Origin of the sequence: Actinokineospora auranticolor, from assembly GCF_041897805.1 — a bacterium.
In the GTDB taxonomy this organism is placed as follows: domain Bacteria; phylum Actinomycetota; class Actinomycetes; order Mycobacteriales; family Pseudonocardiaceae; genus Actinokineospora; species Actinokineospora auranticolor.
On sequence record NZ_CP154825.1, the window covers coordinates 5172902 to 5185038 of the forward strand.

The 12137-nt window shown below is 74.1% G+C and carries 6 protein-coding genes; 1 reads left to right on the forward strand and 5 read right to left on the reverse strand.

Annotated features, from left to right (window positions below; all coding sequences use genetic code 11):
- Positions 1 to 4 precede the first annotated feature (4 nt).
- The 4 genes from V5P93_RS22465 to V5P93_RS22480 form a co-directional block, all read right to left on the reverse strand.
- Positions 5 to 649, reverse strand: coding sequence for a hypothetical protein (locus V5P93_RS22465; protein ID WP_146107998.1), 645 nt, complete (start codon positions 647 to 649; stop codon positions 5 to 7).
- A gap of 67 nt (positions 650 to 716) precedes the next feature.
- On the reverse strand, positions 717 to 1352 hold the full coding sequence (locus V5P93_RS22470) for a hypothetical protein (RefSeq protein ID WP_181043446.1): 636 nt from the start codon (positions 1350 to 1352) through the stop codon (positions 717 to 719).
- Positions 1353 to 1513: 161 nt separating this feature from the next.
- Entirely contained in the window at positions 1514 to 2107 is a 594-nt protein-coding gene (locus V5P93_RS22475; protein WP_146107996.1) for a hypothetical protein, read from the reverse strand.
- A 113-nt stretch (positions 2108 to 2220) separates the two neighbouring features.
- Positions 2221 to 7755 carry an ExeM/NucH family extracellular endonuclease gene (locus tag V5P93_RS22480; protein ID WP_104478908.1) on the reverse strand — a complete coding sequence of 1845 codons (5535 nt, stop codon included), beginning with the start codon at positions 7753 to 7755 and terminating at the stop codon, positions 2221 to 2223.
- A 213-nt stretch (positions 7756 to 7968) separates the two neighbouring features.
- Between V5P93_RS22480 and V5P93_RS22485 the strand changes: the two genes are divergently transcribed.
- Positions 7969 to 10911: an NACHT domain-containing NTPase gene (locus tag V5P93_RS22485; protein WP_181043444.1), complete on the forward strand. Its 2943-nt coding sequence runs from the start codon at positions 7969 to 7971 to the stop codon at positions 10909 to 10911.
- 138 nt (positions 10912 to 11049) lie between these two features.
- Here V5P93_RS22485 and V5P93_RS22490 read toward each other — a convergent pair whose 3' ends face one another.
- Positions 11050 to 12063 carry a hypothetical protein gene (locus V5P93_RS22490; RefSeq protein ID WP_104478906.1) on the reverse strand — a complete coding sequence of 338 codons (1014 nt, stop codon included), beginning with the start codon at positions 12061 to 12063 and terminating at the stop codon, positions 11050 to 11052.
- Positions 12064 to 12137 lie beyond the last annotated feature (74 nt).

Sequence of the window (12137 nt, forward strand, 5' to 3'; positions counted from 1 at the left end):
ACCGCTACCCGACGGTCAGGGGGATGTCGGTGTCGGTGCAGACGGGGAACAGGCCCGACGGGTAGCGCGGGTCGACCTCGCGCAGTTCCAGGACGCACCGGTGCAGCACCGAGCTGACCCGGGTGGCGGCACCGGGCCGCAGGACGACGGGGGCGTCGCGGCCCTCCCAGGCGTTGCAGGTGTGGGCCGCGTCTTGGGCGCAGGGGCCGAAGACGGTCTCGCGGAACACCGAGAGGGCGATCCAGCCGTGGATCGCGCACGCGTTCCGGCTGTTGTTGGTGACGACGAACTCGATCGGCACCGACACGGTGTCGCCCTCGCGGCCCAACGGTTCGGTTCGCCACTTCCACGCGCTGAAGCCCAGGTCCGCGGTCGGGCAGTCGGCCCCCGCCCGGGCAGACGGCTCGGTGGCCCGCGCCGCGGTGGTCGTGGTGGTCGTAGTTGTCGTGCTGGTCGGTGGCGCGGCGGGCACCGCCGTTGTCGTCTTCGGCGTGATGGTCCGCGCCGCCTGGATCGCGGACAGGCTCGTCTCCGGCGGGTCCATCGGCGGCGGTCCCGCCGCCCAGCCCGCTCGCGCGCCGTACGCGCACCCCGACACGCCCAGCACGCACACCGCGAGGGCCCCGACCACCAACCGACGTCCGATCACACCGGGATGTTCGCCGAAATCGGCCACCCGCCCGCCACGCCCCGCTGAACAACGGACGTACAGCGGGTCAGGCGGTGGTGCCGAACGGGGTCACGCCGATGGCCGCGCCGGGGCAGACGGGGAGGTTGCCCGCCGGGATCTGGACCGGGGTCGGGTCGCCTTCCAGGCGGAGTTCGGCGTGGTCGGCGCGGAGCAGGCAGTGCCGGAAGATCGCGCTGAACACGGCGGTGGCACCGACCTGGAGGGTGACCGACGTCTCCGGGCCGGGCAGGTGGTCGGTGCGGCTGTCGACGGGCGCGGCGGTCGCGCAGGTCGCGTCGCAGGCATCGAACAGCGTGAACGACACCCACCCGCGAACCGCACAGGAATCGTGCCCGCGATTGGTGACGACGTAGTCCACGGCCACCGTCACCGGCGTGTTGTCGGGCGCGCGTTCCGTGGCCCGCCAGTTCGTCTCCTCGAACGCCAGGTCCCCACCCAAGCACGCCCGGACCGGCCGCCCCTTCCCCGGCGCCGTGGTCCGACCGGACGGTGATGCCTCGGTGGTCGGCGGCAGCAACCTGGGGGTCGGCACCGCCGCCCCGCTCTCCGGCGGACCGGCGGTCGACGGCCCCGCGCCCGCACCCGGCGTGGCCCCGTCGGCGCACCCGGTGACCCACAGCGCGCACGCCACAAGAACTCCGCCCAGCCACCGACGCCCCATCACACCGGCATGCTTACCAGGACGGGCCGGCCACCCACCACACCCGCTCGGCAATAGACGGTGATCACCGGAATCGCGCTAGGCGACCGATAAACACCAGCGGCGGTAAATGCCGCGCTATGGGCGGTGGTCGAAAACTCGTGACGGAGCGGCGATCCCGGTCACGCGGTCGTGCCGAAGGGGGTCAGGCCGATGTCGGACTGGGCGCAGGCCGGGAGCCAGCCGTCGGTGAGCGGAATGGGGGTGGGGTCGTCGGGCAGGGTCAGCGCGGCGCGGTCGGCGCGGGTCAGGCAGTGCCGGAAGATCGCGCTGAAGTGGGTTTCCGTGCCCTGGGTGAGGGTGACCGGGGTGTCCGGACCGGGGATGCGGAACTCCGGGACGCCGCTGTCGGTCGGGGTGCGCAGGTCCAGCGACGCCCAGCCGCGCACCGCGCAGGGGTCCGGGGCGGTGCTGGTGACCTTGAAGTCGATCGCGACGGTCACCGGGGTGCCGTCGGAGGTGCGTTCGCGGGCCCGCCAGTTCTCCTGGGACACCGTGAGGTTCGCCGCGCGGCAGGGGCGCGGGGCGGGCTTGCCGCCCTTTGCCCGGCCGGTCGTCTCGGTGGGCTCCGGTGGCGCGGCGGGTGGTGGGGCCGCTGCCGTGGGGAACAGGGTGGCGGTGGTTTCCGGCGGTGCCACCGCCGGTGCGGGAGAGGTGCCTTGGGCGCAGCCCGCCAGGGCGGCCACCAGGCCGAGCCAGACCACTCGTCGGTCCACGGTGATCATGGTTCCGCATCCGCCGCGCCGGGCGGTGAACGCGAAGCGGCGATCCCCCGAACGTACGGAAGGGGGGCGCACCCGGTATCGGACGCGCCCCCCTCCGGACACCGCTAGTTCAGCGTGACCTTGACGGGCACGGTCTGCACCGGCACGTCCGGGTAGGACACCGACACCGTGACCGTCACCTGACCGGTCGGGCGCTTCGCCGTGTTCCACAGGACCACGAACGAGTCGGTGAACGGGTCGTACACCGGGTAGGTCGGCCGCAGGGTCTGCGCGCCGTCGGCGGACACGGTCACCCGGCCGCTGAGGAACACCAGCACCGAGGCCAGCGGCGGGATCGGGGTCCCGTTCGCGTCGACCAGCCGGAATCGCACCGGCACCAGGTCACCGGCCTGCACGCGACCGCCGTCGGCCGGGCTCAACACCTTGACGCCCACGTACACCACGTGGTTCGCGGTCACCGTGCTCGCGGTGAACGACGCGTCACCGCTGTAGGCCGCGCGGACCTGGTGCGCGCCCACGGTGGTGAAGGTGGTCGACGGGCTGACCGCGGCGCCGTTGACCAGCGCCACCGGCGTGCCGAGCGCCTTGCCGTCCACAGTGAACTGGACCGTGCCGGTCGGCACCACGCCGCCCGCGCCGGTCACCGCCGCCGTGAAGCGCACCGCGCCGCCGATGATCGACGGGTTCGGGGTGCCGGTCACCGCGACCGCGCTCGCCGCCTGCGCGATCCGCACCGTGAAGGTCTTGCTCGCCCGCGACGCCGCGTTGGTCGCCGTGACGGTCACCGTGAAGGTCCCGGCCGCGCCCGGCGTGCCGGTGACCCGGCCGTCCGACCCGATGCCCAGGCCCGCGGGCAACCCCGTGGCGCCGACGGTGATCGGCGCGGTGCCGGTGACCGTCAGCGCGCCGGTGTACGGCGTGCCGACCTTGCCGTCCGGCAGCGTCCCGTCGATGGCGACGCCCGCCTCGACCCGCACCGTGAACGCCGCGTCGGACGAGCCGTAGGCGTTGGTGGCGCGCAGGGTGAAGGTCCGCTCCCCCGCCTCGGTCGGCGTGCCGCTGAGCACGCCGTCCTCGCTGAGGAACAGGCCCGCGGGCAGCGTGCCCGAGGCCACGGTCACGACAGCCGGGGCGCTGAGCGTGAAGGTGTGCGAGTACGGCGCGCCGACGGTCCCGGTCGGCGGCGTGCCGCTGATCGCGGCCGGGACGCCCGGGCGCAGTCCGACCAGGACCGGGTCGTGGTCGCTGGTGCGGAAGCGGTCCGGCGCGTACAGCGAGGCGATCTGGCCCGCGGTCTTGAAGTCGGTGTTGTAGTCCAGCACCGACGGCTCGTCCGCGTTGGTGTGCGCCTCGCCCGCCCCGGTGACCTGCGGGACCAGCGACCGCGACGCGAGCGCGTAGTCGAGGTAGCCCCACTGGCCGTCGAAGACGTACGAGTAGGTGTCGACGCCGCCGTAGGACTTGGGCAGGTTGACGTAACCCGCCGCCTCCAACACCGCGATCGGGTCCTCACCGGCGTAGGAGTTGAGGTCGCCGACGATCAGCACGTCCTCGTCGCCCGCGGCGGGCACCACGGTCGCGCCCAGCCAGCGCGCCAGCTCGGTCGCCTGCGCGGTGCGGCGGGGGTTCCAGCAGCTCTGCCCGTCGCCCTGGTCGGCGTCCGGGCCGGTGGTCGGGCAGGAGCCCTTGGACTTGAAGTGGTTGGCCACCGCGGTGAACCGGGCGCCGTCGGCGGTGCGGAAGGTCTGCGCCACCGGGCGCCGCTCGAACAGCGGGTCCTGGTCCACGAAGGTCGCGCCCGGCACCGGGGTGACCGCGGCCGTGCGGTACAGGATCGCGGCCTTGATCGCGTCGGTGCCTGCCACGTCGACCACGCCGGTCGCGGCGTCGGCGTCCACGAAGGACCAGGCGCCGGGGCCGTCGGCGGCGTTGAGCGCGTCGACCAGCGCCTGGATGGCGCTGCCCGGGCCGTAGCCGTCGTTCTCCAGCTCCATCACGCCGGTCACGTCGGCGTTCAGGGACCGGATCGCGGCGACCTCCTTGGCCAGCTGGCGCTGGTACTCGGTGTTGTCGCCCGCGCCGCGGCAGTCGGCGGGGCCGCCCTGGGTGCCGAACTTGCAGCCGGTGAAGGTGTTGAAGAAGTTCAGCAGGTTCGCGCCCGCCACGTGGACGGTCGCGTTGCCGGTGTCCGGTCGAGTGGTCGGGCGCTGGTTGACCGCGTCGAACACCGCGGCGCCGCCGAGCGCGCCGGTCGGGCGGAGGCGGTAGGCGTTGCCGCTGGCCGCGTTGCCCGCCCAGGTGTAGGTGAGCACGCCGACCGGGGCGGTGACGGTGTCGCCGCCGCGCAGCGTGTTCGCCGCGGACAGCGGCCGGCCGCCGCGACCGAAGACGATCGGGTCCGGGTTCTGGCCGTTGGTGGCGTCGTCGATGATCAGGCGGTTGAGGTTGTTCGCCGCCTGCTTCGCCTGCACCGCGGCCTGGTCGGTAGCGCGGATGACCGAGGTGGGCTGCTGGAGCCGACCGCCGGAGGACACCACGACCTGGCCGAAGCGGCCGAGCTGGAAGTGCTCGGTGACGGTCAGGGTCTGGTCGACCTTGACCAGCATGCCCTCGACGCGCTCCAGGTCGGTGGCGCTCGCCTGCGGCAGGGTGATCGCGGTCGGGGTGACCGCGGCCCGGGTGCCGCAGCGCTGCACGGCCGCGCCGGACGCGGTGATCTGCGTCTGGCCTTGGAACTCCGACACCGCGCCGGTCACCTGGACGACATCGCCGTTGGCGACCAGGTCGGCGCCGTTGTCGAAGACGAAGACGCCGTCGGAGGTGTTGGCGTCGCCGTCACCGGCGTCTTGGAGGTAGAAGCCGCGCAGCGCGGGCTGGGCGCCTTCGTAGTCGCCGACCACGGTGCCGCGCACGGTCACGGTCTGGCCGTTGCGCGGGCTGGTGTCGGTGGTGCCCTGCACGGAGCCGATCGTGACGACCGGCGAGGTGCACGCGGGTGCCGCGCCGACCGCGACGGTGGCGCCGACGGCCTTGCGCTGCCACAGCGGCAGCTCCTTGGCGATGGTGCCGTCACCGTAGAAGACGGTGTCGCCGTCGTCGGTGAGGACCTGGACGCTGGACGCGTCGGTCAGCGGGTTCGGCACGTCCGCGATGGCCTCGGGCTTGCCGACCGCGGTGAACGCGTCGAGCGAGCCCGCGCGCGGCAGCGGCTGGTGGCCCGCGTCGCCGTCCCAGGAGAAGAACTTGTACTCCCCCGCCGCGCCGGTGCCCGCGTCGGACGGGCCGGCGATGATCAGGTACTGGTTCGCGGCGTTCTTCCGGATCTCCCGGATGCCCTTGCCGCCGAGGTCCCAGCGCAGCGCGGTGCCGAAGCTCGCGGAGACGCCGGTGGTCGGGTTGCCCGCGACCAGCGCGGCGGCGTTGGTGACCGGGACGACGATGGCCTTGCCGTCGGCGGTCAGCGGGCCGCGGAAGGCGAGCAGCAGGGTGGTGCCGTCGGGGGCGAACTCGGCGCCCTCGAGGTTGACGCCGGTCGGGCCGCCCGCGCCGTCGCCCTCGGGGGCGCGGGCCGCCGCGGCGGCGATGCCGAGGGCGGCGCCGTTCGCGTTGTCCCAGGCGATGAGGTCGTCACGCAGGTGCTGGTAGCTGCCGCCGAGCGCGAGGCTCGCGCCGGTGCCGGTGCCGGTCACCGTGGTGGTGAACAGCTCCTGGCGGTTGAGGCGGGTCTTGGCCGAGGAGTTCTGGCCCTGCGACCCGACCCAGAAGATCGTGTCGCCGGTGCGCGCGGCACCCTCGATGTCGATCTCGCGGGTCACGTCGGTGTCGCGCAGGGCGAGACCGGCGGCGCGCACGTCGAGGGACTGCGCGGGGTAGCGGGAGTGCTCGCGGTCGTAGACGCGCAGCACGTTGGTCTCGTCGTCGGCCACGACGACCGCGCCGCCGAGGTCGATGGCGGTGCTGGCGTCGCTGGCACCGTAGAAGCTGCGCTGCCCGGCGGGGAGCGCGGCGGAGACGGCCACGGGGACCGCGGTGGACGCCGACAGGGTGCCGTCGGAGACGGTGACGGTCAGCGTCGCGCGGCCGACGGCGGCCGGGGTGAACGTGAGGGTGCGGACGTCACCGGTGCCGGTGCTGCCGCCGGTCGCGACGGCCGGGTCGCTGCTGGTGACGGTCACGGTCAGGCCGGACGCGGGGGTCTCGGCGTCGCCGACGGTCACCGTGCGCACGGCGGGCGGGGTGTCCGGGTCGCCCACGGTGAGGGCGATCTCGGGGGCGGCGGTGATGGTCGGCGCGGTGTTGGTGCCGCCGGAGATCGTCACGGTGACGGTCCGGCTGTCGACCTGGCCGCCGGGGCCGCTGACCCGCACCCAGTAGGTGGTGGGGGCGGTGAGCGCCGCAGTGGTGAACTCGGCGCCGGTCGCGCCCGCGACCGGGTTGGTGGTGTCGCCCGCGTTGCCCGCGTACCACTGGTAGCCGGCGGCGCCGGTCGCGGTGACGCTCAGCGTGGCCGACGCGCCGGACGCGACAGCGGTGTCCTGCGGCTGCGCGGTGATCGACGGCGCCGGGGTGGTCGATCCGGTCGGCGCGAGCGCGACACCGCGCAGCACGGTGTTCGCGGCGGCGGTGCGCAGCGTGGCCGAGGTGGCCGCGATGGGGGCGGCCGGGGCGGCGGTGTCGTCGACCTTGACCAGCAGGTTGTTGGTCGTGGTGGCGAACAGGGTCGCGCCGGTGGCGGTGACCTGGCCGGTGATGCCCCGGACGGCGTTGCCCGCCGGGCGGAACGCGCCGCGCGCGGTCCAAGTGGTGCCGTCGGAGGAGAACTTGAGGATGCCGCCGGACGCGGAGTCGTCGGCCACGTAGAGGGTGTCGACGCCGGGGACCGCGGGGTCGCGGTCGAGCGCGGCGATGCCGTACGGGCTGGGGGCGGCGGCGGTCAGCGCCGGGGTCTGGCCGCCGGTCGTGGGCAGGCCCGCGCCGACGGTGTAGACGCCGGTGGTGCCGCTGCCGGAACCGACGTAGAGCTGCCCGCCCGCGATGACCGCGGTGCGCAGGTTGGTCGGCGCGGCGGAGTTGATCTGGGTGGACGCGCCGGTCGAGCCGAGCGCGGCGAGCCGGACGCCGCCGTTGGCGCCGACGACCCAGAAGCGGCTGCCGTCGTCGGTGGCCGCGCCGCGCACGTTGTTGGCGCTGAAGGTGTCGGTGATCGCGGTGCTGGTGTCGACCGCGCCGGCGCCGTCGACCCGGCCCACGACGCGGCCGACCGCCGCGGAGGTCGTGCCCGCGACACCGGCGGTGCCCGCGTCGGCGTCGTAGCCCGCGAGGGTCAGGTAGCGGCCGTCGGCGGAGCGGGTGAGCGCGCCCTCGGAGGTCGCGGACCCGCTGAGCGTCAACCGCTTGCCCGCGGCGGGCGCGGTGGCGGGCAGCGCCACCGACTGCACCAGGTCGCCCGCGGGCGTGTACTCGTCGAGGAACACCGCCGTCGCCGCGCTGCTGAGCGCGGCGTCACCGGTACCCACCCTGGCCACCACGATGTTGCCGGGCCCGAACCCGGCCGCGGCGGCCGTCTGGCCACCGACCACGACGACCGTGGCCGCCACCAGCGCGGTGGCCACCACCCCGCCGAGCAGACGTGAGCGCACGTCGGATTTCCCTTCGCCCGAGACTGATTGCCGGCTGAAACTAGATCGCCGAACCACCGCCCGATAGACCTGTTCGGGCAATGTTCAACGAGCAGCCATCCGTATGGCGTGGTGACGGAATGCCACCAACCGCGTACCGCCGCCAACCGTGGAGGACGACCACGCCGCGCGGTCGGTGTATCACCCGCGGCCGTTCGGACGACCATGATCAGCGTGGGACGCGGAACAGACAGCGGGACACCGGTGCCGACAGTCGCGATCGCCGGTGGGGCGGCGGTCCTCGCCGCCGCGGTGTCGCTGTGGCACCCGCTCGCGGCCGCCGCCGGAGCCGTGGCGCTGACCGGCGGCGCGTTGCTCGGCAGGCACCTCCGGCGCGCCCGCGGCAGGCGGCCCAGCAACCGCTTGGACCGGCCGTTCACCGGGCGGCTCACCCGGTTCCCGCAGCAGTACCGCGAGCACGTGGCCAACGCCGTGCGCTACGTCGACCTGAAGGGCCTGCGGACCGTCGGCTTCGCCACCCCCGAACTCGACGACGTCTACGTCGACGTCAGCATCAGCCACCAAGTGCCGCACCAGGCCGATCCCGGGGTGGTGGCCGAGGCCGGGTTGTCCACCGGCACGCGGCACAGCCTCGCGCAGTTCCTCGACCTGCCCGCCCCGTCGACCCTGGCCGTCATCGGCAGACCGGGCAGCGGCAAGACGACCCTGCTGCGGCACACCACACGGGTCATCACCGCGGCCGACCGCAGGCGCCGCCCCGTCCCCGTGCTGCTCTACCTGCGCGACCACGTCGACCGGATCGTCGGCGACCACGCGACGATGCTGCCCGACCTCGTGCGCGCCACACTCGGCGCGCTGGCCGCGGCCGAGCCGGTCGGGTGGTTCGGCAGGCAGCTCAACGCGGGCCACTGCGTGGTGCTGCTCGACGGCCTCGACGAGATCTCGGGTCGTGAGCGGCGGCAGCGCGTCTCGGACTGGGTGGAGCGGCAGACCGCGCACTACCCCGGCAACGACTTCGTGATCACCTCCCGCCCCGGTGGCTTCAACGAGGCACCGGTCGCGGGTGCGACGGTGCTGGAAACCCGCCAGTTCACCCGTGCCCAGGTCGACCGGTTCGTGCGCGGCTGGTACCTGGCGGTGGAGAAGCTCAGCACCGGCAAGTCCGACGCCGAGGTGCGGCGCCGCGCCCAGGAGGGCAGCGACGACCTGCTGGCCAAGCTCACCGAGGCACCGGGCCTCGTGGACTTCACCGCGAACCCGCTGATGCTGACGATGATCGCGAACGTGCACCGGTTCCGCAGCGCGCTCCCGGGCAGCCGCGCGGCGCTGTACCGCGAGATCTGCGAAGTGATGCTGTGGCGGCGGATGGAGGCCAAACGGCTGGCAGTGGAGCTGCCCGGCGACAAGATGGAGGAAATGCTGCGGGCGCTGGCGTTCCGGATGATGTCCGACGGGGTCCGGGAGGTCGGCCGCGACGTCGTGCTCGACCTGTTCGCCCCGCAGCTGCGCAGGCTGCCCACGACACTGACCGCCCAGGACGTGCTCGCCGACGTGAGCTCCAACGGGCTGCTGGTGGAACGGGAGGAGGGCCGGTTCGCCTTCGCGCACCTGACCTTCCAGGAGTACCTGGCCGCCACCTACATCCGCGAGGAGCGCGAAGGCGACCTGCTCACCGACACCGTCGACGACGTGTGGTGGGAGGAGACCACGCTGCTCTACACGGCGACCGCGAGCGCCGACGCGATCGTGGCCGCCTGCCTCAGGCACGGGTCCGTCAACGCGCTGTCACTGGCCTTCAAGTGCTTGGAGCAGCAGGCTTCACTCGCCCCCGAGCTGCGCGAGCAGCTCACCGAGATGCTCGACGCCCGCTACCTGGACCACTCCACCCCCGCCCAGCGGCGGGTGATCGCGACCATCCTCGCCAACCGCCACCTCGCCGAGTGGGCCTACCCGCAGCGCGGCACCAGGGTCGCGACCACCCCGGTGCCCGCGTCGCTGTACCGGCTGTTCGAGCACGACGTCGCGGGCGGCCACCCGGCGGGCGCCGAACCGGTCGCGCCCGGCTCACGGCGGTGGTGCGAGGGTGTGCCCGGCAACCGGGCGCGGGAGTTCTGCCGCTGGCTCAACGCCCTGCTCGACGTCGACAACGCGTTCCGGCTGCCCACCGGGGACGAGCTGGCGGGGGCGGACGGGCTCGCGGACGTGGCCGCCTGGGTCTCGGCGGCCGGACCGGCGCCCGCCGTGTGGACGGCGGCGGGCTCGACCCACGTGGTCACCGAGGACGACCTCGTCGACGCGCTCGCCGACGACCTCGACGCGCCGTCGCTGTACCTGCTGTGCCTGCTGTCCGCGCGCGCCGACACCGAAGCGCTCGACGCGCTGGTGGGGTCGCGGCACCGGCAGGAGGCGCGGGTGCTCGTGGTGTCGCTGTTGCGGTCCCTGCGCGTGGCGGCCGGGTTCCGCGACCCGGACGCGCCCTGGCAGCGCCGCGACCGGCTGGCCCTCGCCATCGGCGTGGCGGAGGGCATGGCGCGCGGCGATTCCGCGCAGTGGCCCGGCGCCGTGCGGGCGCTGCGCGACGCGCTGTCGGCCGTGTACGCCGCCGCCTACCCCGCCGCGGAGCGCGTGCACGGCCTGCTGCTCACCCCGGCGCCCGGCGAGCGCATGGACTCCACAATGGACAGTGAGACGTACCTGGGCACCGCGTTCACCCTGGCGCTGTCGGACCTGCCGCCGGGCCCCGGCGCGCTCGGCGCGTTCCTCGCCGGGCTGCGCCGCGACTCGGCGTTCGACGAGTGGTCCGGGTGGCGCGCCCCACCGGAACTGGCGCACGACTACGCGGAGGTCCTGGTCGAGCGGCTGGCCGGTCGGGTGCTCGACCCCTCAGACCGGTGGAGCCACCAGGCGACGGCTTACCTGCGCGACCTGCTGCCCGCCCTGCGCGCCGACCACCAAGCGCTGACCGCCGAGGAGGCATCGCGGGCCCGGCTGTGCTGCCTGGCCCTGTCGACCGTGGCCCGGCGGGCGCACGCGCGGGAGGAGGCCCACCAACTCGTCCACCTGGCGGGCGCGCTCACCCTGGTCGAATACCGGACCAACGGCCTCCTGCGCGCCGACGAGACCATCCTGCTGGCGGTGGACTGGCCGTCACCGTGACGCCGGGACCGCGGGCCGATCACGGCGGTCGCCACGGCGTCGGCGATCGAGCACAGCGAACCGGTGCCGCGTCAACAGAACCAGTGCGGCGACCGCGCGAAAACGACTTCCCCTGGTGATGGCCGACGGCCGGAGGCGCTAGCCGGGCAACCCCGGCCACACGCCCTCGGCGAGGGCGCGGCTCTCGGCGCAGGCGGTGTCGCGGCGGTCCGCGGCCACTTGGACCTCGACGGCGGCGTACTCGCTGGTGCCGGGCAGGTCCGGGATCTCGTGCGGGATGTGCGCCGTGCTCACCTGGCACCACGAGGTGCGGTCCCGGGATGGTCGCGGCAGGTCGTCGGTCACCGACTCGCGGCCCGCGATGGTGACCGCGAGGTTCCCGGTCGGCAGGAGGGGGTAGCCCGCGGCAAACCGGAAGCGCGCCTCCACTCCGTCGCCCCGCACCACGCAGGCGTGCCCCGCGGCGCTCTGCTCCGGCTGCTTGCCCGCCAGGCCGGGGATTCGCGCGACCAGGTCCGGTCGGAGCAGGTCGCAGGCGTGCGCGCGGTGCCAGGACCCGGGGCCGAAGGTCCGCGCGGAGGGCAGGCCGAGCGGGAACCGGCGGGCCATGGCGTCGATGGCGGTGTCCACCAGCGGGCACTTCGAGGCGGTCACGCCCCGGCTGCCCCCGAACGAGTTGCGGTCCGCTCCGGCCGCGACCTGCAGGACCGGGCCGTCGGGGAACACGAGCTCCGCCAGGCACTGCTCGTCGTCCTCGCCGACCACGTCCTTGCGGACACCGCCTGCGAGGGCCTGCGAGCGGAGCGCGGGCCGCCCGTCGCGCTGGAAGGGACCCACCCGCACTCGGACCAGCACGCGGTCGACGTCGCGGATGAAGGTCATGGCGCAGACGTCGAAGGCGGCCGGGTCGTCGGGGACGGCGGCGCCGAAATCCGCGATGTCACGGGGTTTGAGGAACTGGCACAGGTCGACGGACTCGAGGTCGCCGAACACGGCGGCCGCGGTGAGGTGGGTCGCGTCGACCGGACGGCGGGCCTCCGTCGGGGCGGGTTGGGGCAGTACCTGGATCTCCGGCGACGGCGGCACGGGCGGCGGGTCGGGCGGGACGGTGCACGCGGTCAGGATCAGCAACAACGGCAGGAACTTGCGCAACGGACTCCCCCATCGACTTGATCAGCCGACCCTACTGGAGCCCGTGCGCCGCCATGGTCACCTTCCGCAGCGCC

Coding starts and splice junctions, on each gene's coding strand:
- V5P93_RS22470 (WP_181043446.1), bottom strand. CDS start 1,352: ATGGGGCGTCGGTGGCTGGGCGGAGTTCTTGTGGCGTGCGCGCTGTGG.